Annotated in this window: 22 protein-coding genes and 1 tRNA gene; 18 read left to right on the forward strand and 5 right to left on the reverse strand. The window is 29.6% G+C overall.

Annotated features, from left to right (window positions below; translation table 11 throughout):
- Positions 1 to 2: 2 nt before the first annotated feature.
- Positions 3 to 2171, reverse strand: coding sequence for a flagellar biosynthesis protein FlhA (gene flhA, locus CCUN_RS04915; RefSeq protein ID WP_027306381.1), 2169 nt, complete (start codon positions 2169 to 2171; stop codon positions 3 to 5).
- On the reverse strand, positions 2158 to 2565 hold the full coding sequence (locus CCUN_RS04920) for an Rrf2 family transcriptional regulator (RefSeq protein WP_027306380.1): 408 nt from the start codon (positions 2563 to 2565) through the stop codon (positions 2158 to 2160). Before CCUN_RS04920 ends, flhA begins: the two co-directional genes overlap by 14 nt.
- Positions 2566 to 2757: 192 nt before the next feature.
- Here CCUN_RS04920 and rpsO point away from each other — a divergent pair, with 192 nt between their 5' ends.
- The 4 genes from rpsO to CCUN_RS04940 all read left to right on the forward strand — a co-directional run bounded on the left by rpsO (position 2758) and on the right by CCUN_RS04940 (position 5763).
- On the forward strand, positions 2758 to 3030 hold the full coding sequence (gene rpsO / locus CCUN_RS04925; RefSeq protein ID WP_027306379.1) for a 30S ribosomal protein S15: 273 nt from the start codon (positions 2758 to 2760) through the stop codon (positions 3028 to 3030).
- Positions 3031 to 3193: 163 nt separating this feature from the next.
- Positions 3194 to 4450, forward strand: a complete 1257-nt coding sequence (gene murA / locus CCUN_RS04930; RefSeq protein ID WP_027306378.1) for a UDP-N-acetylglucosamine 1-carboxyvinyltransferase — start codon at positions 3194 to 3196, stop codon at positions 4448 to 4450.
- Complete coding sequence (locus CCUN_RS04935) at positions 4447 to 5619, forward strand: molybdopterin molybdotransferase MoeA (protein ID WP_027306377.1); 1173 nt, start codon at positions 4447 to 4449, stop codon at positions 5617 to 5619. Before murA ends, CCUN_RS04935 begins: the two co-directional genes overlap by 4 nt.
- 69 nt (positions 5620 to 5688) lie before the next feature.
- Positions 5689 to 5763 (forward strand) — tRNA-Gly (locus CCUN_RS04940).
- Positions 5764 to 6400: 637 nt separating this feature from the next.
- Here CCUN_RS04940 and CCUN_RS04945 read toward each other — a convergent pair.
- On the reverse strand, positions 6401 to 8341 hold the full coding sequence (locus CCUN_RS04945; RefSeq protein ID WP_085296641.1) for a hypothetical protein: 1941 nt from the start codon (positions 8339 to 8341) through the stop codon (positions 6401 to 6403).
- 207 nt (positions 8342 to 8548) lie between these two features.
- Here CCUN_RS04945 and CCUN_RS04950 point away from each other — a divergent pair, with 207 nt between their 5' ends.
- Complete coding sequence (locus CCUN_RS04950; RefSeq protein WP_027306057.1) at positions 8549 to 8851, forward strand: hypothetical protein; 303 nt, start codon at positions 8549 to 8551, stop codon at positions 8849 to 8851.
- Here CCUN_RS04950 and lepB read toward each other — a convergent pair.
- Both lepB and folD read right to left on the reverse strand, forming a co-directional pair.
- Positions 8848 to 9699 (reverse strand): signal peptidase I, encoded by an 852-nt coding sequence (gene lepB / locus CCUN_RS04955; protein WP_027306056.1) that lies wholly within the window; start codon positions 9697 to 9699, stop codon positions 8848 to 8850. The genes CCUN_RS04950 and lepB overlap by 4 nt on opposite strands.
- A 9-nt stretch (positions 9700 to 9708) precedes the next feature.
- Complete coding sequence (gene folD, locus CCUN_RS04960) at positions 9709 to 10569, reverse strand: bifunctional methylenetetrahydrofolate dehydrogenase/methenyltetrahydrofolate cyclohydrolase FolD (protein ID WP_027306055.1); 861 nt, start codon at positions 10567 to 10569, stop codon at positions 9709 to 9711.
- Between the two features lie 75 nt (positions 10570 to 10644).
- On the opposite strand from folD, the gene CCUN_RS04965 reads away from it, so the two are divergent.
- From CCUN_RS04965 to CCUN_RS09785, 13 genes are all read left to right on the forward strand, one after another.
- Positions 10645 to 10989, forward strand: a complete 345-nt coding sequence (locus CCUN_RS04965) for a c-type cytochrome (protein ID WP_027306054.1) — start codon at positions 10645 to 10647, stop codon at positions 10987 to 10989.
- A complete protein-coding gene (hemL, locus tag CCUN_RS04970) occupies positions 10986 to 12260 on the forward strand; it encodes a glutamate-1-semialdehyde 2,1-aminomutase (protein ID WP_027306053.1) in 1275 nt (424 codons plus the stop codon). The genes CCUN_RS04965 and hemL overlap by 4 nt, the downstream gene beginning before the upstream one ends.
- A complete protein-coding gene (locus CCUN_RS04975) occupies positions 12257 to 12538 on the forward strand; it encodes an AtpZ/AtpI family protein (RefSeq protein WP_027306052.1) in 282 nt (93 codons plus the stop codon). Before hemL ends, CCUN_RS04975 begins: the two co-directional genes overlap by 4 nt.
- Before the next feature lie 234 nt (positions 12539 to 12772).
- A complete protein-coding gene (locus CCUN_RS10060; RefSeq protein ID WP_240471204.1) occupies positions 12773 to 13024 on the forward strand; it encodes a hypothetical protein in 252 nt (83 codons plus the stop codon).
- Complete coding sequence (locus CCUN_RS04985) at positions 13014 to 14198, forward strand: MFS transporter (RefSeq protein ID WP_027306050.1); 1185 nt, start codon at positions 13014 to 13016, stop codon at positions 14196 to 14198. Before CCUN_RS10060 ends, CCUN_RS04985 begins: the two co-directional genes overlap by 11 nt.
- Positions 14191 to 16560 carry a flagellar hook-length control protein FliK gene (gene fliK / locus CCUN_RS04990; protein WP_027306049.1) on the forward strand — a complete coding sequence of 790 codons (2370 nt, stop codon included), beginning with the start codon at positions 14191 to 14193 and terminating at the stop codon, positions 16558 to 16560. Before CCUN_RS04985 ends, fliK begins: the two co-directional genes overlap by 8 nt.
- Positions 16557 to 16835 carry a FlhB-like flagellar biosynthesis protein gene (locus CCUN_RS04995; RefSeq protein ID WP_027306048.1) on the forward strand — a complete coding sequence of 93 codons (279 nt, stop codon included), beginning with the start codon at positions 16557 to 16559 and terminating at the stop codon, positions 16833 to 16835. The genes fliK and CCUN_RS04995 overlap by 4 nt, the downstream gene beginning before the upstream one ends.
- A gap of 384 nt (positions 16836 to 17219) precedes the next feature.
- Positions 17220 to 17510 carry a hypothetical protein gene (locus CCUN_RS05005; protein WP_085296642.1) on the forward strand — a complete coding sequence of 97 codons (291 nt, stop codon included), beginning with the start codon at positions 17220 to 17222 and terminating at the stop codon, positions 17508 to 17510.
- A gap of 80 nt (positions 17511 to 17590) precedes the next feature.
- A complete protein-coding gene (locus CCUN_RS05010) occupies positions 17591 to 18049 on the forward strand; it encodes a hypothetical protein (protein ID WP_085296643.1) in 459 nt (152 codons plus the stop codon).
- Positions 18050 to 18068: 19 nt separating this feature from the next.
- Positions 18069 to 18311, forward strand: coding sequence for a hypothetical protein (locus CCUN_RS05015; RefSeq protein ID WP_051521733.1), 243 nt, complete (start codon positions 18069 to 18071; stop codon positions 18309 to 18311).
- A gap of 496 nt (positions 18312 to 18807) precedes the next feature.
- Positions 18808 to 20103 (forward strand): hypothetical protein, encoded by a 1296-nt coding sequence (locus CCUN_RS10065; RefSeq protein WP_027306060.1) that lies wholly within the window; start codon positions 18808 to 18810, stop codon positions 20101 to 20103.
- 1007 nt (positions 20104 to 21110) lie between these two features.
- On the forward strand, positions 21111 to 22532 hold the full coding sequence (locus CCUN_RS05040; RefSeq protein WP_027306063.1) for a hypothetical protein: 1422 nt from the start codon (positions 21111 to 21113) through the stop codon (positions 22530 to 22532).
- Complete coding sequence (locus CCUN_RS09785) at positions 22525 to 22767, forward strand: hypothetical protein (protein WP_035175904.1); 243 nt, start codon at positions 22525 to 22527, stop codon at positions 22765 to 22767. The genes CCUN_RS05040 and CCUN_RS09785 overlap by 8 nt, the downstream gene beginning before the upstream one ends.
- The last annotated feature ends 230 nt before the right edge of the window (positions 22768 to 22997 follow it).

The raw sequence follows: 22997 nt of genomic DNA on the forward strand, positions 1-22997 counted from the left end.
CCTTAAAATTCTATCTTAATGATACCTTCTGTATTGAAATTTGTATTTTCTGCAATTTCTGCAAAGCTTAAAACGACAATATTAATATTAAAATTAAAACAGATATTAGAAATGAATTTTCTAAGCTGTGGTTCTACACAAAGGATGAAAGGTTTAATGCGTCCATTTGCCACAGCTGCGACTTCAGCTTTTAGGGTATCAACTAAAACCCCTGTTTGTGCAACACTTAAGGGTAGATGATAAGTACCATCTCTAAACTGCACAGCTTCCATTAATACAGCTGAACTCGCAGGGTCTAAAATGAAAATATCCAAATTTCCTTTATCATCTAAATACATATTTGTAATCACTCTTGCTAAAGATGCCCTAACATGTTCAATAATCATATCAAAACTTTTGCTAATCTCACCAATATCACTTATAGATTCTAAAATCGTAAGCATATCTTTGATAGGAATTTGATGTTTAAGCAAGTCTTTAAGGACTTTTTGTATGATATTTTCAGGCACAGCTGCTAAAGCACTTTCAACAATAATAGGATAATCATTTTTAACCTTATCAAGAAGATTTCTAACCTCTTGACGTGTGAGAAGTTCTGAAGCATGGGTTTTTATAAGTTCATTCATATGAGTTGAAATCACACTTGCAGGGTCTATAACAATATAACCATTTAAAGTGGCTTCATCTTTTAAATTCGCATCAATCCAAAGCGCATCGGAATTAAAAGCAGGTTCTTTTGTCGCAATACCTTCAATCTCTTCAGTAACAAAACCACTATCCATAGCCAAGTATTTATCGGGATAAATTTCGGCATTTGCAATTGCAATACCTTTGAGTTTAAAGCTGTATTCATTAGGTTTAAGCTTTAAATTATCGCGAATTCTAATTTTTGGCATTAAAAATCCTAATTCTTGTGCAATACTACGGCGCATAGAGCGAATGCGTTCTGTTAATTCAGATTCTGCAAGTTTAATCAACCCATAACCAAGCTCAAGCTCAAGCACTTCAACCTTAAGTATATCGTTGATTTTATGCTCTTCTTCTTTGATGATTTCTTCTTCACTCTTCTTAACAGGTGGCATGGCTACGCCTCCGCCACTTCCACCCTTTGTTGCTGCTGGTTTGGATTTTCTAGGGCTTTTTATATCGATATTTCCTTCTTTAACTTGCTTGGTTAAATAACCTAAAGACAAAAACACAAGGGACATAAAACCTAAAGATAAATGCGGCAAACCCGGCACCAAAGCAAAAATAAAAAGCACAAAGCCTACAATCAAAAGGGTTCTGTATTCACTTAAAAGCTGTTTTAGTGTGCCTTCGGCGAAATTTTCCTCATCTTTGCTTGCTCTTGTAATGATAATGGCTGTTGCTGTTGAAGTGATAAGCCCGGGAATTTGCGAGACAAGCCCATCGCCTATGGTTAAAATCGTAAAAGTTTCTGCTGCTGCACTCAAGCTCATATTATGTTGAAAAGAGCCGATTAAAAAGCCCCCGATAAGATTGATGATAGTGATGATAATCCCAGCAACTGCATCACCTTTGATGAATTTGCTCGAACCATCCATAGCTCCATAAAAATTAGCTTCAGCAATAATCTCTTGCCTCCTTGCTCTTGCGGTTTCTTCGTCAATCAGTCCAGCATTTAAATCCGCGTCGATTGCCATTTGCTTACCGGGCATTGCATCAAGAGTAAAACGGGCTTGGACTTCAGAAACTCTTGTGCTGCCCTTAGTTACAACCATAAAATTAATTAAAACCAAAATACAAAAGACAATCACACCTATGACATAATTACCCCCAACGACAAATTCTCCAAATGCTGCGATAATTTCACTCACTGAATCGGGTCCATTTTGCCCCTCACTTAAAATCATACGCGTGGTGGCAATATTTAAAGAAAGTCTAAAAAGAGTGATGATAAGAATTAAGGTTGGGAAGGTTGTTAAATCTGTAGGTCTGGGAATATAAATTGAAATTAAGATGATTAAAACCGACAAAGCTATACTTAGTGCCAAAAAAAAATCCAAAATCGCACTTGGCAAAGGCACAATGATAATGGCTAAAATACAAACGATAAAACCTACAATAGTAAGACTTTTAGCCTTAATGACAGGAGCAATTAAGGGTCCTAAAAAGGGAAAAACTAGATTAACAAGTTTATTCTTTGCCATTATTGATAATATCTGCTAAAGTAATGGATTCTAAAAAATCATCAATTCTATTTTGTAAATTAACCAAAATCGGCAACAAAGAGCAATATTTTTCTTTATTGCTTGGACAAGTTCCGCCACTGCATTCAAACACATTAATATCTTTTTTTTCTGCACTATTGATAATTTCTTTGATGGTATAGCAATGAGCTTCTTTAATAAGAGTAAAACCTCCCTTAGCTCCCTTAAAAGATTTTAGCAAACCATCTTTTGCTAAAGTTTGCAAAATTTTTGCTAAAAAACTTTTTGGAATGTCAAGCTCAAAAGCCATAGTATCTACATCTTGCGGTGTTTCTTTTTGAGATATATAAATCAAAGAAAGTAAGGCATATTCACTCGCTTTAGTTAAAAGCACACAATCTCCTTAAAATTTTTAATTATCATAAGTCCAAAATTATAATCAAAAAAGCTTAACAATCAAAGAATAAATTTAAAATCTTTTACAATAATTTTAGAATAAAATCCGCCTAAACTTATAAATTTCAGTTTAGTTTTTGTTTTTTTAGTTATAATCAGCCTTTTAATTTCACCAATCAGGAGGTCTATTATGGCTTTGGATTCGGCTAAAAAAGCAGAAATTGTTGCGAAATTCGCTAGAAAACCCGGAGATACAGGTTCAACAGAGGTTCAAATCGCACTTTTAAGCACAAGAATTTCGGAACTTACAGAGCATTTAAAAATTTATAAAAAAGATTTTTCTTCTCGTTTAGGACTTTTAAAACTTGTAGGAAAAAGAAAAAGACTTTTAACTTATCTTAAAAGAAAAAACTATCAAAGTTACACAAAAATCATCTCTGAACTCGGTTTGCGTGATAAATAATTTTTAAATTTTAAAGGCTTTTTAGCTTTTAAAATTTCATAGAAATTTTTGAAATTTGATGGCTGTCTTGATTTAAAAAAGTATTTATCTCATCGGTTTTTTTGATATACAAATCGTTTTATCTGTATCAAAAATATATTGAAATTTAATTAGTGAGGAAAATATGACTTATTTAGAGATAGAAGGAGCGAATCAGCTTAGTGGAAAAGTAGAAATAAGCGGAGCGAAAAATGCTGCTTTACCTTTGATTGTTTCTAGTATTTTAGCAAAGAATGAGGTCAATATTTCTAATGTCCCAAATGTTGCTGATATTAAAACTTTAATCCATCTTTTACAGAATTTAGGCACAAAAACTGAATTTAAAAATCACAACTTAGTCTTAGATACAAGTTCTTTAAACAAAACCATAGCTAAATATGATATTGTTAGAAAAATGCGAGCTTCTATATTGACCTTAGGTCCTCTTTTAGCAAGATTTAAAAATTGCGAAGTTTCACTTCCGGGAGGCTGTGCTATAGGGCAAAGACCGATAGATTTACATCTTTTAGCCCTTGAAAAAATGGGGGCAAACATACAGATTAAACAAGGTTATGTGGTTGCGAATGGGAATTTAAAGGGAGCAGAAATCATTTTTGATAAAATCACCGTTACAGGCAGTGAAAATATCATTATGGCAGCAGCCCTTGCTCAAGGCAAAACGCGTTTGATTAATGTCGCTAAAGAGCCTGAAGTCGTGCAACTTTGCGAAATTCTAAAAGAAGCTGGACTTGAAATTTCAGGTATAGGAAGCGATGAGCTTGAAATTTATGGAACAAATGGAGAGCTTTTAGAATTTAAAAAGATTGCTGTGATTCCAGATAGAATAGAAGCAGGAACTTATCTTTGTGCTGGAGCTATCACAAATTCTCAAATCACGATTGAAAAGGTCATTCCAAATCATTTAAATGCCGTTTTATCAAAGCTTAATCAAATGGGTTTTGAAAGTTTGATACAAAAAGACAGCATTACCCTATTTCCTGCAAAAGAAATTAGGGCTGTTGAGATTATTACCAGCGAATATCCGGGTTTTCCTACCGATATGCAAGCACAATTTATGGCTTTATCCTTGAAAGCAAAGGGCACAAGCATTATTGATGAGAGATTGTTTGAAAATCGTTTTATGCATGTGAGTGAGCTTTTAAGAATGGGTGCGGATATTAAACTCAATGGACATATTGCAACCATAGTAGGTGGAAAAGAACTCAATGCTGCTGATGTTATGGCAACAGATTTAAGAGCCTCATCAGCCCTTGTTTTAGCTGCACTTGCAGCAAAAGGAACGAGTCGCGTGCATAGAATTTATCATTTGGATAGAGGTTATGAGAATTTAGAACACAAGCTTAAAATTTTAGGGGCTAAAATAACAAGGCTAGAAGAATGAAAAATGTTTTTGAAACCTTAATGGATTTAGAAAAGCAAATCAAAGCTTTAGATGAATTTGAACTCGTTTCTTTAGAATACGCCAAAGGAAGATTTTTATATGAAGATTTAAAAGCAAGAAAAGATTTACCGAGTTTTGATAATGCCGCTTTGGATGGTTATGCGTTTAATTATGCGGATAAAGATGAGCCTTTAAGCATTAAAGGGACAATTTTTGCTGGAGATACTCATTCTTATGAGCTCGGTAAAAACGAATGTTATAAAATAATGACGGGTGCAAAAATGCCCAAAAATGCTGATACAATCTTGATGCTTGAAGATGAAAAACTGCAGAATCAAAAGCTCATCATTTCTAAAGAAATCAAACAAAACAATGCTCATCGCTATAGAGGTGAGGAGTTGAAAAAAGATGAGCTCATTCTTAAAAAAGGCGAATATTTAACTGCTGCAAAAATCGCACTTTTATCTTCTCAAGGCTTATATAAAATTAAAGTTTTTAGAAAAATAAAAATAGGCATTTTTTCAAGTGGAGATGAACTCAAAGAAGCTTGGGAATTTTGCAGTGATGAAAACATTTATAATGTCAATGCTCTTGCTTTAAATGCCCTATTTTCTGAATCTAATTGCGAAGTGTCTTATCTTGGAATCATCAAAGATGATTTTATTTCAACCAAAAATTCTTTAGAAAAGCAAAATTTTGATCTTTTGCTTTGTAGTGGCGGTGCGAGTGTGGGTGAAGCTGATTTTATGGAAAATGCTTTAATTTCACTTGAATTTAAGGCACTTTTTAAGGGTATAAAAGCAAGACCAGCAAGACCAACCAAACTCTATGAAAAAAATGAAAAATATGTCTTAATCTTACCCGGAAATCCTATGGCAGCTTATTTGGCTTGTTTTATTTTTGGGCTTAAAATTTTAAGGCTTTTGTGCGGAAATTCAGACAATGAGCTTAAAATTTTTGCTAAAATGGGAAAAACTTTAAAACTTAAAAGCGGAAGAAATAATTTCATTTTAGGAAATTTAAAAGAAGGTCTTTTTTATCCTACAAACGACAATCGCTTTGGTTCTGGTATGATAAAGCCTTTAATTCAAAGTCAATTTTTATTGATTAGTAATGAAAATCAGGCAGAACTTAAAGAAGGTGAAGAATTAAACTTAATTTTACTTTAAATTTTTAAAATTGAAGCTAAAATTTTTGACTTTATTGTTAAAATAAAGTATAATCAGAATCTTTAATTTGCGGGAATAGCTCAGGGGTAGAGCACAACCTTGCCAAGGTTGGGGTCGCGAGTTCGAATCTCGTTTCCCGCTCCAACAAACCCATTCACACAATCAAGCCTATAATTTTTAAACTCAACCCTCTTAAAAACAAATCTTTGTTAGCAGGATAAAATACAAAACCCTAGCTTAGCACTTAAAAAACAACTTTTTACTCTATTTGATAAAAACAGCTTTAAATTCTTAAAAATTCTCAAAACAGAAGAATCAACAGAATTTTTAAAACAAATCCTCATCACACTCAAACAAGAAAAAGATGAGGAAAAACTAGAATTGATATTTAAATATTTTTATAAAATTTTTCAAAAATCTTCTTTGGATAAAGCAGATTTAAAATGGGATAAAAACGAAACAGAGCAGGAAAATCCTTTTTAATTTTTTAAACCTATAAATGAATTTTAATTTTTTAAAATCAAAAAAACTTTTAACATATCAATCAAAACTGATATTGCAAAGCTTATGTTTTTATTCAATCAAACATTTAAGCTTAAGCTCTCATCAATCTTTAACATCATTCATAAGATTTAAATATCAATTTCATTGAAATCAATTGTTTTATTTTAGTATGTATTTTAAATTAAAGCTTTTTAATCTTCAGACGATATAGAGTTTGAATCTTTTCAAAATATTGCGACAAAAAAGCTTAGCTTGTCTGGGCTTTTTTGATTGAATTTTAAGACTGTTTTTTATGAAATTCTTTTTTAATCCTTTTTATATCAAAAAAGAAAAATTTAATCATTCCTCCAAAATAAATATTTTTAAAAGCTTTGATTAAAGCTTCACCAAGTCTATAAGAAAAATAATTTTTAATTTTTAAAGCTTCTTCATAATCTTTGAGTGTTTCTAAAGGAGGAAGTTTTATGCCTTTTTGCTGTTCGCGTTGAATTTGATGTTCTTTTGCAGCTTGAATGAGTCTAAGAATTGTATTTTTGTATTCTTTAAATGTTTTAGGATTATTACTGACCATTATATTTCCAAGCTTATAGGCAAGATGATTTTTAACACGAAGCACAGCACCACTATTTTGCTGTGAATTGATTTTTACTTTCTTTTCTTTTAATCTTAAAAAGCAAGGATGTTGAGAAATACAATTTTGTCTTTGTTCAGGTTCTATTTTATAATATTCACAAACAAGTTCAAAAAAATCTCTATAATCCTTAAGCTTTTCCTCACTCACTCCATCTTGTTTTAATTTTTCAAAATCAAGTTGGAGTTCTTTGGAAATGTCGGGAAAGGTTAGTTTTTCATCAACTGTATAAGTCATTCGAGTTATATAATTCATTTTTAGTCCATTAAAAAGCATCCAAAAATAATATAACCCGTGAATTCCTCCAAGGAATCTGCAATAATTATTAATAAAATTAAATTCTTCATATTGAAAAAGTTTGAAAAATTTAATTATAGCTCCTCTTGGTCCAAGAATTCCTTCACCGCCAGCTCCTAAAACACCACCATCTATCATAATTTCATTATCTTTTATTAAACAATATTTTTCTGGAATTTTATGCTCTCTATCAGGACGGATTCTAAAAACATAATCATACTTAAAATTATGTTGCATTTCATAATCTTGCATAAGTTTAAGAGCTTTATTCCAACCATAACTTTCTCTAGCAGCAATCTTGTGAAGATAGAGTTCTGCATAGTTATTCTCAAAATTTTTATCGTCTTCGAGTAAAATCCCTTTAAAATCATAATTTTTTAATTTTTTAAGTTCTTCTTTACTTTTTTTTACTTGTTTGAGTGTTTCAAAAGTATTTGGAAAAATTTTAATTAAATTACTATTAAGTTCCAATTCTTTAGGTACTGCTGAACAAAGAACAGGAAAATTTCTATAAACCCAAGTATTAGTTCCCCTTAAACCCGGCCACAAAGCCACTTCATCCCAAGAAAATAAAAACATATCTGCATTCAAGGGTTTTATAAGATTTTTAATATTTTTTTGAAGTATATATTCCCAATCTCCTCTTAATTGTCCTGTGATTAAAACTGCGATTTTAGGATTTTGTTTTGGTTTGGGGTTTAGGTTAAGGATTTTCTTGAGTTGGCTATGAGCGAGTTCTATGTAAAATTCAGATGTCTTATATCCATTTAATGTAGTTTGTAATAAATAAAGATATTTTACAATATTATGCCATTGAAAGAAATTTTTATCATCCAAAACATTAAAATAATCTATTATTGTTTTCATAAAAAAACTTTTACTTAAAAGGGAAGGTTCTTTTAGGATGATTTCAAATAAAGAATTTGCTAATTCTAAATTTAATCTTTGTTCCTGTGTATATTTTCTCACAAGATAACAAGCTATTGCACCTCTTAATCCTATTCTAAAATCATTGATTTTAAGTTCTTTATAATCTTTTTGAAGGAGGGTTTCTAATTCTTGTTTAAAGCCCCCCCCCATTTTAGTTTCATTTAAATTTAAATCCTTAAGTGCATTCAAATCAAATTTTTCAAAATTTCCTGTTTCAAATAAAAACTCAAAATATTCTTTTAAACCTTTTTGTTCTTCATTGAGTTGTTTTAAACTCTGTTCTGCTAATTCAAAATTCCAAAAAGATAGAGCTCTTTTTATATAATTTGCTTGTTTGATATTGTTTTGCAAAGAAATCATAAATTATCCTTTAATTGATTTAACATCTAAATTAATAAAAGAGAACAATTATATCAAAAAAAAAAAAACAAATGCAAATGTTTTGTGAATTTAAGTATAAATTTAAAAATTCTATAAAATTAAAATTCGAAAATTAAAATTCGCTCTAATGTTTTTTTATAAAAATACCGATTTACTTTTTATTAAAAATTTTAGCAAGGATTTAAGATGATGGAAATAAATAACATCAACACATATACTTATGCAAAAAATTTACAAAAATACACTCAAAAAGCTCAAGAAACACAGACTTCAAGTAAAAATGAAGATGAGGATTCGTTGAGTTTGCTTTATGAACGTTTGAAAGAGCTTTACACTCAATTGCAAAAGCTTACAGCCAAACTCGAAAAAACTTCAAATGAAGAGCAAAAAATGCAAATTCTTGAACAGCTTCAACAGCTTAATGGACAAATTTCAGAAGTTTTTTCAAAAATTCTTAAAATTCTTGAAGAGCAAATGAGAGGGTCTTAACTTAAACTATCCTCATCGTCTTCTTCAAGTATGTATTTTTCATCATTTTCTAAAGTATCGCTTAAACGTCCTATTCTTTGCCAACGCACATTATAATTTTTATCCACAGAAAAATACACAAACCAAGGAGCTCCCACTATAAATTTATAAGGCACACTTCCCCAAAAACGACTATCAAAAGAATGATCTCTATTATCGCCCATCATAAAATACTCATTTTCTGGAACATCAAATTCATAAGCATTGCCACCAGCTGGACTTATCTGATTGCCAAGCTCCTCAAAATACACAGGATTCATCGCAAAATCTTGTATATTGATATATCTTAAAATATCTTCTTCTATATCCTTTTTATCATCATAATGAATTCCTTTTTGTTTATAAGGCTCTTTAACATAAAGCTCACTGCCAAGAATCGCCAAATCTTCTTTTTTATAATGTGCCCGCATAAAATCATCGCCCTCGTGCATTCTTACATATAAAGTCTTATTTGCATAAACGACTTTATCTCCACCCATTCCAACACAACGTTTGACAAAATGGATTTTTTCATTGCGTGGATTTCTAAATACAACGATATCGCCCCTTTGAGGACCCTCACCTTTAAATAAATGTCCATCTTTATTAAAATCCGGAAGAATAGGAATTTCAGCCCAAGGAATATGCGGTATAGGTATCCCGTAGGAGAATTTTTTCGCAAATAAAAAATCCCCAACAAGTAAAGTATTTTTCATAGAACCCGAAGGTATAACAAAAGGCTGCATAAAAAAGAATATCACAAGCAAAACAATAATAATAGTCCCTACCCAAGAATTTGAAAAATGATAAAGTTTTTTTAAGAAATTCATAAGTTTTTCCTAGAAAGTTGCAAAATTAGAAAGTCTGTTTTTAGCTGATTTTATAGTATTTTCTAAAAGCATTGCAATAGTCATAGGTCCCACCCCGCCCGGAACAGGAGTGATATAACTTGCTTTCTTAGAAACCTCTTTAAAATCTACATCACCGACTAAAGAATTCCCTATACGAGTGATGCCCACATCAACAACAATCACCCCTTCTTTAACCATATCAGCTTTAAGCAAATGAGCACAACCTGTTGCACTGATAATCAAATCAGCTTTTTGAGTATAAAAATTTAAATCCCTTGTTTTAATATGGCACACACTCACACTTGCATCTGCGTTTAAAAGTAAAGTTGCCATCGGTCTTCCAACTATATTTGAAGCACCGATTACGACACAATCCAAGCCTTCGATTTTTATATCGTATGATTTTAAAAGTTTCATCACCCCCAAAGGTGTGCAAGGTAAAAACCCACTTTCAAGTCCTAAATTTAAATACCCAACATTAATAGGATGAAAACCATCAACATCTTTAGAACTCGCAATGCTTTCAAGGATTAAATTCTTATTAATATGTTTAGGCAAAGGAAGTTGAACTAAAATTCCATCAACGCTATCATCGTAATTGAGTGTGTTAATAAGAGCTAAAAGCTCATTTTGAGTTGTACTCTCATCAAGTTTATAAACTAAAGATTTAATCCCACAAAGCTCACAAGCTTTTGCTTTATTATTCACATAAGTTTCACTTGCAGGGTCTGTGCCGACTAAAATCACAGCCAAACAAGGTTCAATTCCTTTGGTTTTTAACTCTTTACTTTTATGCTTTATCTCTTCTTTAATTTTTTGACTTAAAGCTTTGCCATCGAGCAAAATCATTATCTTCCTTTTTTTAATTACTTTTTTAAAATAAAAATTGTATCATATTAAAATTGCATTAACAAGGTAGAAATTTTGAAATTTATATTTGTATTTTTTTTAAGCATTGCATCTCTTTTAAGTGCTGATTTTATCACTCCAAAAGAATATGCAAAAATGCTTTATGAAAATCCTAGAGGTATTAGTTGTAAAAATTGTCATGGAATAGACGGAGCAGAGCAAATTTTAGGACATTATATTCAAAATGGGACTCAACGTTCTTTTATTGTCCCAAACATTCAAAATCTTAGCTTTAAAGAATTTAAACATTCTCTGACTCAATTCAAAGATTCAAAATCTATAATGCCAAATTATTCATTAACCGATGATGAAATTGTAGCTTTATATAATTATATTCACCAACAAAAGGAGAAAAAATGACAAATTTAGAAGCTTTCGATGAAGCTTGCAAATTTATAGCCGGAGGCGTGAATTCACCTGTTAGAGCCTTTAGTAATGTGCAAAGTCATCCACTTTTTATTGCTAAGGGCAAAGGTGCATTCATTACAGACATAGAAAATAAGACTTATATTGATTATGTTCAAAGTTGGGGTCCTTTGCTTTTTGGGCATTGTGATAAAAAGATACAAAAAGCTTGTAAAAACGCTTTAAAAAATGGTTCAAGTTTTGGAGCTCCTACTTTGCTTGAAACTGAACTTGCAAAATTGATATTAGAGAATTTTCCACATCTTAGCAAAATTCGCTTTGTAAATAGCGGGACAGAAGCAACGATGAGTGCGATTCGCCTTGCAAGAGCCTTTACAAAAAAAAATAAAATTCTTAAATTCGAGGGTTGTTATCATGGGCATTCGGATTCTTTGCTTGTAAGTGCGGGAAGTGGAGCAAGTACTTTTAATACTCCAAGTTCTTTAGGCGTGTTGAATGAATTTGCTCAACAAACCTTAGTGGCAACTTATAATGATATAGAAAGCGTTAAGATTTTGTTTGAAAATCATAAGGATATTGCTTGTGTTATCATAGAACCTATAGCTGGAAATATGGGCTTAGTGCCTGCAAAGCAAAAATTCTTAGAAGAATTAGCAAAACTTTGCAAAGAAAATCAAACCCTTTTAATTTTCGATGAAGTAATGAGTGGTTTTAGAGCTTCATTTTTAGGTTCTTTTGGGATTAATCAAATCAAAGCCGATATTGTAACTTTTGGTAAAGTTATCGGCGGGGGCTTACCTGCAGCAGCTTTTGCTTCAAGAGATGAAATTATGAATCTTTTAAGCCCAAAAGGTGGAGTGTATCAAGCAGGAACCCTAAGCGGAAATCCTCTTGCAATGGCAGCTGGAATTGCAAGCATCACTCAAGCAAAAAATGACCCTAAACTCTTTATAAGGCTTGAAAAACTCGCTAAAAAACTTAGCAAAGGTATGAAATCACTTGCAAAAGAAAGGGGAATTCCTTTAAAAACTCGCTATGTTGGCTCTATGTTTGGATATTTTTTTACAGATAAAAAAGTAAGAAATTATCAAGACGCTTTAAAATCAGATTTAAGCCTTTTTGCTAAATTTCACGCTAAAATGTTAGAAAATGGGATTTATCTTGCTCCATCTCAATTTGAAACTTCTTTCATTTGTTCAAAAATGAATCAAGAAACACTAGCTCTAACCTTAGAAGCTGTAAATAAGAGTTTTAAAAGTCTATGAGTGAAAAAAGACGCAAAATCATTCGCAAAAGCCTCGAAGCAGCCGATGGATTAAGTCTTGGAATTTCTATTGTTGTTGCAGTTTTAATCGGCATAGCTCTTGGAATTTTGATGAAAAAATTCACACCCTACCCTTGGCTTTTTTGGGTGGGAGTGTTTTGGGGCGTTGCTGCAGCAATTTTAAATGTCTATAAAGCTTACAAGGCTCAAGTTAAATCCTATGAAGAATTTGAAAAAAGAGATCTTTTGGTTAAGAAAACTCAAAAAAAGAGTGAATGAGTGAGAGGAAAAAAAATTTTTTTGCTTTTAATCTGTCTTTGTCATTTGTGTTTTTACTTAGTATTTTTAAGCTTTAAGCTTCTTGATTTAAGTATGATTTTAAGCTTTGAATTTGCCTTTTTAAGTGCTTTATTGATAATTTTCATTTCTTATTTAAATTATAAAAAAAATATTCTTGCAAAAACAAAAGAATATCATTTTGAAAAAAAACCCCTAATGATTTTCTTAAAAAAAATGAAAAAAAATCAAAAAATTCTAAATTTTAAAGAAATGAATGACGATTTAAAACCAAATTTTAAAGAAAAATTGCAAAATTTCGCCCTATTTTTTTCTTTGATGAAATTTTTAGCTTATGGAATTTTAGTTGCTGGATTTTTGTTTTTAAAAAACCAAAATCATCTTTCGATTTTAGGATACTTAAGCGGAATTTCAGCTTTATTAATCTGTGTATTATTTTTTACTTTGCGTGTGAAATATGAGTCCTAAAAGAATTATCCGTTCAATGACAGCCCTTTTTGCTGGAATATCCTTTATGTTTATCGGAAATGGTTTGATTGTAAGTTCAGCTGGTGTGATTTTAAAACAGCAAAATTTGGACTCTTTGACTATAGGTGCGATTAATTCTTTCTTTTTTATAGGGGCAATGTTTGGAACGATTTTTGCTCAAAAAATCATCACTCAAATAGGATATATACGTTCTTTTGGAATTTTTGCTGCAATTTTTGGAAGTTCAGCCATTTTGCACATTTTGAGTGAAAATTTAATTTTTTGGGCCTTTTTGCGATTTTTAATCGGAGTTTGTTATTATAGTTTACTCATTATCACAGAATCTTGGTTGAATGAAAAGGCTAAAAATTCAGTCAGGTCAAGAATACTTAGTTTTTATGAGGTGATTTTTTATCTTTCTTTTGGTCTTGGAATTTTAATCTTTTCTTTAAATTTAGACAAAATTACGATTTTTATAAGCAGTGCGGTTTTGATTTTGCTTTCATCCATTCCTTTAAATTTAATTAAAATCAAAGAACCTTTACCCCCAAAAGAAAGTAAAATTTCTATTCCTAAAATTTTCGATTTAGTCCCTTTGGCTATAGTAACGAGTTTCATCGCTGGAATGCTTGTGAATGGATTTTTTTCTATGGCATCTTTATTTATGCTTTTGCAGGGTTTTGATGCTAAAATTGCTTCATATTTTATGTTTTGTGCAATGATAGGAGGTTTAGTTGCTCAAATGTTTATAGGAAATATTTCGGATAAACTTGGACGCAAATTTGCAATCATCGCGTGTGCAAGTGTAGGTTTTATCACTCTATTAATTTTTATGATTTCAAAACCACAAATTTATTTTCAATATCTCTTAGCATTCTTTATGGGGGTTGGAATTTTTTGCCTTTATTCCTTAGCTTTAGCCCGAGCAAATGATGTTTTAAGGGATAAAAATAAAGCCGTAGAAGTCGGACGCGGGGTTCTTTTTTGCTATTCTTTAAGCTCCTTAATTTCACCTTTGATTTTAGGGGTATTAATGCAATTTTTTAATTTTTCAGGTTTTATTTGGTTTTATCTTATCAATTTAGGATTTTTAATCATTTTTGCTCTCAATAAACCTAATATTTTGAATAAAAATTACAAAAAGAATTTAGGAATGGTAACAATCAATGATTAATCAACTTTACGCAGGACAAGTAGCAGCAAATGCTCCAAAAAGCGATTTAAAAACGGATTCAAATCTTAAAGACAGCAAAGAAAAATTAAATTCTAAAGAGGCTTTAACTCAAGCCTTAAAACAAAATTTAGGTTTAAGTCAAAATGCAAGTTCTGAAGAAATCTTACAAAAATTCACTCAAAATCAAGTGGGCGAAAAACTTAAAGAACTTGTCAATAAACTTCTTGAACAAATCAATGCAAATAAAAATCCCGATTCTCCTATTTTAAAACAAGGTCATAATCTTAATTTTGCTCCTAATTTTGCTAACGAGCTTAAAACTCTTAGCATGGAACTTGGCAAAAACGATATATTTACCGAAGTTTTAAATAAACTTGAGCAAATTTTAAAACCTGCAAGTGAAATTAAAGCTAATAATCTTGCTCCCTTGCTTAAAAATTCGGGTGTATTTTTTGAAGCTAAACTTAAAGATGCTTTAAATGAGGAATTTTTACCGAAGAGCTTTCACAATCTTTTAAATACGATTAAATCTTTAAGCAGTGAAAATATCTCTAATCAAATTGCCAAACTTGCAATAATGAATTTAAGCCCCGAAGAAACTTTAAAAGGGCTTAAAAATATCATCAATGAAAACCGCTATGAGAATAAAGAAATTTTAAAAAATAGCAATTTTAAAGTCCTTTTAGAGCTGGGAGCAAAAATAGAAAATTTCAAAAACTACATCAATAAAAACCCAAATATTGCTCAAAATAAAATCATACAAATTGCAAATAAACTTGCAAAAGAAATTAATTTGATAAAGGATAGTTTTTTTAAAGCTCTTAGTAAGCCTGAAAATTTGATGATTAAAGACCCTAATACACTCAAACAAAGTGCTCAAAGTTTTGAAAAACTTCAAAATACCTTAAAAAATATCTTAGAAGCAAAAAATACTCCAAAGCAAAATGAGTTTCAAAGCTTAGATCAAAAAATTCCTTCCTCTAAAATTCCACAGCATAATCATAAAACAGAACCAAATTTAGAAAAAGATTCAAAGTTGCAAAGCAATGAAAATTTAAAAGATAATAAAAACAACGCAATTTTAAAACAAGAACAACACACAGAAAAATCAGCAAAAGACAATGAGGGGCTAAAAGATTTTAAAAATGAAAATAAAGAAAATTCAAATAAAATAAATGAACATAATAAAGAGAATTTAAATAAAACAAGTGAAAACAAAGAAAATTTAAGTAAAACGGGCGAAAATAAAGAATTTTTAAATAAAACGAGTGAGAAAACAGAACCAAATTTAGAAAAAGATTCAAAGTTGCAAAGCAATGAAAATTTAAAAGATAATAAAAACAACGCAATTTTAAAACAAGAACAACACACAGAAAAATCAGCAAAAGACAATGAGGGGCTAAAAGATTTTAAAAATGAAAATAAAGAAAATTCAAATAAAATAAATGAACATAATAAAGAGAATTTAAATAAAACAAGTGAAAACAAAGAAAATTTAAGTAAAACGGGCGAAAATAAAGAATTTTTAAATAAAACGAGTGAGAAAAATGAGGGATTTTCCAAAGGCTTTGAAAATAATTCTAACCAAAACACCTCAAATGCAATCAAAGAATCTATCAAACAAAATTCCTTTAAGAATTTAGCTTTTAGCACTGAAAATGGAAATTTGGAAGAGCTTGAAAATTTAAGTAAAGATTTATCCAATTTATCAAGAAAAATTAACGAAAGTCTTAAACAACTTGACCCACATTCTCAAAATGCTAAAATCAATCTTAATGAACTTAAAAATTTAGAAAACAAGCTCAATCTATCCACTAAAGACCTTCAAAACATTAAAATCAAAACAGAACAAGACATAGCAAATGAAATTCGGCATGATGTTAAATCCACCCTGCTTCAAGTTTCAAATTTAGCCAAAAATGAAGGCAATGAAGCCATATATAATCAAGCCAATCGTTTATTAGCACAAATTGAAGTCAATCAGCTCATGTCCTTAGCTAACGATTCTATCAATACCTATTTACCATTTTTTTGGGACGATTTAAATGATTCTAAGGTGATGTTTAGAAGAGGAAAAAAGGACAAATTTTTTGCTCAAATTAAACTTGAATTTGTTAAACTTGGAAATTTAGAAATATTGATTTCTTTAAATAATGAAAAATATATTGATATTAATATTATGGCAGAAAATCAAAATTTTAGAAAGACTATTTATGAAAATGCTCACGAACTTAAAAGAAATATTAATAAAGCAGGACTTTTAAGTGCAAATTTCTTTGTGGGCGATATTATTCGCTCTAAATTTGACCTAAGAAATATAAAAAATTACGACCTTGAAATGGGTATGGATAAAAAAGTATGAGTAAAATCAAAAAAGCTATAAAAAAAGCTGTTGCACTAGGATACAATCAAGAATTACATAAGGCTCCTAAGGTTTTAGCAAGTGGAAAAGGTGAAAGTGCGGCAAAGATTATCTCTTTGGCTAAAGAACATGGGGTGCCGATTAAAGAAGATGAAGACTTGATTGAAATTTTAAGCAAACTCGACCTTGGTGATGAAATTCCACCTAATATGTATAAAGCAGTGGCTGAAGTTTTTGCCTTTATTTATCAAATGGCAAATAAAACACCAAAATGAATTAATAATAAATCGATGATGATATAATTTTTGTTTTTCTAAAATGAATATTTGTTTTATAATATCGTGTCAATAGGATAATTTTCAATGATTTTAGACGCGATTTTTTTATAAAAAGCTTTGAAAAATTTAAATAAAAATTCAAAAATAAAAAAATTATTACAAAATCATTTTGCATTTTTACAATTTTTTATAAACTATAGTGTTCATCTCAAAAGTGCTTTTTTGGCAAATTACATTTTATTTTTTTAAACTCCACTTTGATTTCATAAATAAATTGCACTTAAAATTTAAATTTTTATTTTTAATGATGTATTTTTGTTTTGAAATTGCAATATTTATAGAAATAATACCTTATGGACTTTTAGAAGGAACTATTTCGAAATGAAAGAAATAATAAAATATTATGCAACAATTTATGTAGATGAGTTATTAGAAGATGAAATGTTAAAGCATGTTGATTTTTCTTTGCTATTTAAAGCAAAATTTTCTCAAATTTCTAAGCAAATCGACCTCACCCACGCTTTTTTAGGACTTACTAAAGGTAAAAGTCCTGATGAGTTAGATAAAATAGATGAAACATTAAAACAAGAATATCTTAAAAATAAAGAATGGGATAAAATAGATCAAAAATGGTATGAAGCCAAAGAATTTAGTGAATTTATGATAGTTTAAGAAATTTTTTCTTACTGAAACAATCAAAATTTTAAATAAATTATCTTATAATAGAATAACTTATTATATTAGGAGTAATTTTGCAAATTCCTATTTATTCTAAACTCAAAGCAAAACTAGAAAGTAAAGGAATAGACAATATATCAAGCGGACAAATTGCTTGGTTTGTGTGTAGTTTGGTTCTTGCTTTGGTGACTTTTCTTATTGTCTATTTTACAGGGATTGTTGAAGATAAAAATTTATTTTTAGCAATATTTGAATTGTTTCGATGGCAACTATTTATTTTTATCATATACTTTTGCATTCCTTTTAATCTATTATATATTTACAATGCCATTCCTTTGGTTTTGTCTGGTATAATGATGTTTTTAACAATTATAACAGTTAAATATTTTAGCATATATTTTATTATTTGTTGTGGGGTAAGCATATTGCTTTTGTTGGCTTTTTTCAAAAGAAAATTTATATTTAGCGTTTTGTTATTTGCCATGGGTTATACTTGCACACTGTTCCTTCTTATTGTACTATTTAGAAGTTAATCATTAGGGAGATTTATAAATGAAGTATTATGTAACGATTTATATTGACGAGTTATTGGAATTTCAAACAATAAAAGATTTGTGGAATATGAAAGGTTCAGACTTCACTCACGCTTTTCTAGGACTTACCAAAGGTAAAAGTCCCGATGAGTTAGATAAAACAGATGAAACATTAAGACAAGAATATCTTAAAAATAAAGAATTTAAATTATTTAAAAATATTAAGAAAATTAGTTATAATAAAACAATTTATCTATATTAGGAGTGATTTTGCAAATTCCTATTTATTCTAAACTCAAAGCAAAACTAGAGAGCAAAGGAATAGACAATATATCAAGCGGACAAATTGCTTGGTTTGTGTGTAGTGTAGTCTTTACCTATATGTTATTTTTGTTAATTCTAATTGCAAATGTCAGATCAATATCTTTTGAGGATTTTAGATTTCTTACTTTTGAAGTTTTTTTTAAATTTTTTACTTGTGTTTTTACAAATCACTTTTTTTTATTTATTTTTATGTGGATTATTTTTATAATAAATTTTTTTAATATAAAAAATTTAATTCCAATAACACTAAATTGGATAATAAGCTATTGTTATTTTGTTCTTGAAATTAATATTTATTTTATTTTGATTTTATGCATAGCCCTTTGCGTTGTATTTTATTTTTTACAAAAAAGATTATTATATACTTTTTTATTTTATTTTGTTTATATGGTATTGACTTATACTTTGTTTTATCTTGGTGGAGGATTTTATAAATGAAATATTATGTAACAATTTATATTGAACCATTGGTGGAATGCTTTTTAGATTGTGAAAATGAAAATTTTATTGATACAGAAGACTTCACTCACGCCTTTTTAGGACTTACCAAAGGAAAAAGTCCTGATGAGTTAGATGAACAAGATAAAGAATTAATACAAGAAAAACTTAAAAATATTGATTGGAAAGATTTTGATAAGAAATGGTATGAAGCCAAAAAATTTAGTGAATTTAATGATGGTTTTTGGGGTTTTGGTGGAGGTGGGCAATGGTATGAGATTGGTGTGCTTTCTGGTGTTATAGGAAAAGTATTTGATAATAACCAATATGTATTGGATAACAATGTTAATAAAAATTGCTATATTATTAAAAAACTAAGAAGTTCACAAACTTTCTACCCTTCTAATCGTTGCACCTTAGAAATCTCACAAGAACAATATGAAACCTTACTTGCAAATATTAAAGATGATTTTAACACCACAAAAGAAATTACACCCAATAGTCAAAAACCAATCAATCAAAATTTCAATTATCACATTAAAAACAACAACTGTGTTCATTGGTTGCAAAAACAGCTAAGAATGATTGGTGTAAATGTATTTGAGCAATTTAATATACCCGGTTCTTTTATGGATATTTTTGATTCTATAAGAGAGACACATAATATTTTCCTCAAATTTCAAGCTATAGATTCTAATTTGGAATCAATTTTGGGAACAAAAACATTCATAAAATGGGTTAATGAAATGATTGGCAATAAATATATGGAATGCATTTTAAGCGATAAAAAAGATAGGAGAAATAACGATGTTTTGACAACACCATTAGTTTGCACCATAGAGGAACAAGAACGATTTTATACATATTGGGCTCGTAGAGAAAAAACAATTAAGGTTTATAAAAGATTGGCTGAATATTTGCAATCACTAAACGATAAAACTAAAAGTCTTAAAGGACGATTCTTGTTTATTTATGTGAGCAATAATCAGGGTTTTATATTAGACCCATTAAACAACTATGAGCTTCAACAAATTGATGAATTAGACTTAAGTATCCCAGCAAATAATTTTAGTGCCAATGAGTTTTATCCTTTTATTTTTATACCTAAAGATGAAATGATTTCAAGAATGCTTTATCATAAGTATGATTATGGTAATATTTCACAAGAATACCAAAAAGATAGAAATGAATTTTATTTTGAATTTTTAGAAGGTAAAGAGATAAAAGACTATTGGAGTGAAAGCTATCACGCAATTAACAAAAGGGTGCAAAATGAATGCGAACTTGCGTAAAAAAATAATTAAGGCAACAAAATCTTCCTATAAGTGGAGGACCTTGCACATAAGTTGTAAGCATACTTCCTAGTGCAAGAGGATTAAAAAAACATAATGAGGATTATCCACTAATGCAAGATTTAGTTTTGTGAGGAGAATGAGTTATGCAAAAAAAAGAAAAATTCGAATGGGTTAAGTTTATTTTAGATTGTTTTTTGTGTTTTGGAATTTTAATAATATCTCCATTTGTGTTTTTTTATCCTATACAATGGTTTTTTGGCTTATATCCTATACAATGGATTATTAATTCATATCCTATACAATGGATTATTAATTCATATCCTATACAATGGTTTTTTGGCTTATATCCTATACAATGGTTTTTTGATATAGGTTGGATTGAATCGGAGATTATTTTTTGGTTTGCTTTGGAAAGTACAATTGCACTTTCTATAATCAATTTCTTTTATAAAATACACAAGTTGAGTCTATTGTTATCGTTGATTTTTGTGATATACTATGGTATATTTGCGTGTTATTTTTTTAGTCACGGAAGATAGAAATTTCAATGCCATACTTCATAACAATCTATATCCACTAATGCAAGATTTAGTTTTGTGAGGAAAATGAGTTATGCAAAAAAAAGAAAAATTCAAATGGGATAAGTTTATTTCAGATTGTTTTTTGTGTTTTGGAATTTTAATAATATCTCCATTTATATATTCTTATTTAATTAAAAGTGATGATTTGAGATGGTTCTTATACCCTATACAATGGCTCATATACCCTATACAATGGTTCTTATACCCTATAGAATGCCTCTTTAATATTGACATTCATACTATTATCGATATATCGGAATTTATTGTTGGCTTTTTCTCTTTAAGTGCTATTTCATTTCTTATAATAAATATTTTTTATAAAATACATAAAATAAGTTTGATTTTTAGTTATATAATATGGGTTTTATTTGCTACTTATCTTTATTATATTTTATATTATCATTTTACGAAATAAGGATTTTAATGCCATACTTCATAACCCTATACATAGAACCTATGAAACCAAAATTAGATAAAATACCTGTTTCTATCCCTCACGCCTTTCTAGGACTTACTAAAGAAAAAAGTCCTGATGAGTTAGATAAAATAGATGAAACATTAAGACAAGAATATCTTAAAAACAAAGAATGGGATAAAATAGATTTTCAATGGTATAAACAAATTTATCCTAGTATATTAGACAATGATTTTAAAGATGAGGGATTTTTTGGCTTTGCTCCTGTTGAATCTGCTCCTAGCCATTGGGGTAAAGTGTTTGAGAATAATCAATATACTCCACAATGGAATGAAAAAGCTAAACATTATGACTATATTTTAAGAGATAAAGACACTTTTAGAGAATACAATCGCTGTATTTTTGAAGTCTCACAAGAGCAATATGAAAGCTTACTTGATGAGATTAAAAAAGAAGTAGAGAAAACAAAGGATAGAAATCCCAATCTACAAAAAGATGATAGCAAAATGGTAAGTCTTGAAAGTCTAAAGCAGAATCTATATTATAATTCTAACACCATCAATAAATATTCATATCACAACTGCGTCACTTGGGTTTTACACAAACTAGATTCTATTGGTATAGAAGTAATAGACTTAAAAGAATGGATGCCTGATATAATGCCTAATCCAAATCCTACTTATCAAATAAGCAAATACTTTTTAAAACAAGTTTTTGATATAGAATTTAATCTTATCAATACCCTTAAAGATTCCTTGCAAGATTTAGCTTATTATCATCTTGTCCTTAATAAATTTCAGAGTATTGATAAAGATTTAGAATCTATTAAAGGAACAAAAGCTTTTAGGAAGTGGGCTAGAGGAATGATAGATAATCGCTTTGCGTGTACCTTAGAGCCAAACTATAATCGTTTATCCAAATATAACATCAAATGTTCTAGTCAAGAGGAGGGATTTATTGCTACACTCACAGAGTGGAAAGAGAAATTACAACACAAAAGAGAGCGATTAAGATATGTCTATACAATGCTTGATAAGATTCTTAGCTCTCAAATCAAAAAGGCAAATGATTTACAAGGAAGCTTTACTTTTATAAGCTACAACAAGAAAACAAAAAAGATACAACTAAGCAATAAACAAAGCAACTATGAATCTTATGATGAAAACGAATTAGACCCAAATATCCCTGCCAACAATTGGAGTCTTAATCAGCTCTCGCCTTATATCCTTATCCCCAAAGACAAAACAATTTCAAGGATTCTATATCACAAATACGATTATGGAAAAATTAGCGATTCTTATATAGAGGCTATTAATCAGAGCTATTTAGGAATCTTGAGTGATAATGATAACTTAGTATATTGGAGCAAAGCTTTACATAAATTAAGAAAATCTGTCAATCAGGTAGTAAAAGAGATAGAAAATGTCTGAAACAACAAACACAACCAAAACAAAAGAAACAATCTTTGCTTATGATAATCAAATCATTGATATAGAGAAATTAGAATCCAAAAACATAGACATTCTAAACTCTAAATTATATTTTATGGGCATAGAACTCACAGGAGGCACAGAATCTTCTAATCCTCTCTCTCAATACTTCTTCGGTGCATTAGATTCTCAATCTAACATAGGATTAGATGAATTAAAACCTATCTACTACTAATCAAAATCATTTCCAAATCCTCATTGAAACATAGGATTAGATGAATTAAAACCTATCTACTACTTCTCCCCCCCCCCAAAAAAAAGATGAAGAATATAATCTTGGCACACTGACTATCTTTTTAAACTATTCTACTCTTACTCTTCTAAATTATTCCCTCTTAGATTCTAGTTTAAACATTAAACTCAAATTAACAAACAAAGAATCTCAAGAAAAACAACAACAAGCAG

Source organism: Campylobacter cuniculorum DSM 23162 = LMG 24588, from assembly GCF_002104335.1.
Taxonomy (GTDB): domain Bacteria; phylum Campylobacterota; class Campylobacteria; order Campylobacterales; family Campylobacteraceae; genus Campylobacter_D; species Campylobacter_D cuniculorum.

Coding starts and splice junctions, on each gene's coding strand:
- flhA (WP_027306381.1), bottom strand. CDS start 2,171: ATGGCAAAGAATAAACTTGTTAATCTAGTTTTTCCCTTTTTAGGACCC.
- rpsO (WP_027306379.1), top strand. CDS start 2,758: ATGGCTTTGGATTCGGCTAAAAAAGCAGAAATTGTTGCGAAATTCGCT.
- murA (WP_027306378.1), top strand. CDS start 3,194: ATGACTTATTTAGAGATAGAAGGAGCGAATCAGCTTAGTGGAAAAGTA.
- CCUN_RS04935 (WP_027306377.1), top strand. CDS start 4,447: ATGAAAAATGTTTTTGAAACCTTAATGGATTTAGAAAAGCAAATCAAA.
- CCUN_RS04945 (WP_085296641.1), bottom strand. CDS start 8,341: ATGATTTCTTTGCAAAACAATATCAAACAAGCAAATTATATAAAAAGA.
- CCUN_RS04950 (WP_027306057.1), top strand. CDS start 8,549: ATGATGGAAATAAATAACATCAACACATATACTTATGCAAAAAATTTA.
- lepB (WP_027306056.1), bottom strand. CDS start 9,699: ATGAATTTCTTAAAAAAACTTTATCATTTTTCAAATTCTTGGGTAGGG.
- folD (WP_027306055.1), bottom strand. CDS start 10,569: ATGATTTTGCTCGATGGCAAAGCTTTAAGTCAAAAAATTAAAGAAGAG.
- hemL (WP_027306053.1), top strand. CDS start 10,986: ATGACAAATTTAGAAGCTTTCGATGAAGCTTGCAAATTTATAGCCGGA.
- CCUN_RS04975 (WP_027306052.1), top strand. CDS start 12,257: ATGAGTGAAAAAAGACGCAAAATCATTCGCAAAAGCCTCGAAGCAGCC.
- CCUN_RS10060 (WP_240471204.1), top strand. CDS start 12,773: ATGAAAAAAAATCAAAAAATTCTAAATTTTAAAGAAATGAATGACGAT.
- CCUN_RS04985 (WP_027306050.1), top strand. CDS start 13,014: ATGAGTCCTAAAAGAATTATCCGTTCAATGACAGCCCTTTTTGCTGGA.
- fliK (WP_027306049.1), top strand. CDS start 14,191: ATGATTAATCAACTTTACGCAGGACAAGTAGCAGCAAATGCTCCAAAA.
- CCUN_RS04995 (WP_027306048.1), top strand. CDS start 16,557: ATGAGTAAAATCAAAAAAGCTATAAAAAAAGCTGTTGCACTAGGATAC.
- CCUN_RS05005 (WP_085296642.1), top strand. CDS start 17,220: ATGAAAGAAATAATAAAATATTATGCAACAATTTATGTAGATGAGTTA.
- CCUN_RS05015 (WP_051521733.1), top strand. CDS start 18,069: ATGAAGTATTATGTAACGATTTATATTGACGAGTTATTGGAATTTCAA.
- CCUN_RS10065 (WP_027306060.1), top strand. CDS start 18,808: ATGAAATATTATGTAACAATTTATATTGAACCATTGGTGGAATGCTTT.
- CCUN_RS05040 (WP_027306063.1), top strand. CDS start 21,111: ATGCCATACTTCATAACCCTATACATAGAACCTATGAAACCAAAATTA.
- CCUN_RS09785 (WP_035175904.1), top strand. CDS start 22,525: ATGTCTGAAACAACAAACACAACCAAAACAAAAGAAACAATCTTTGCT.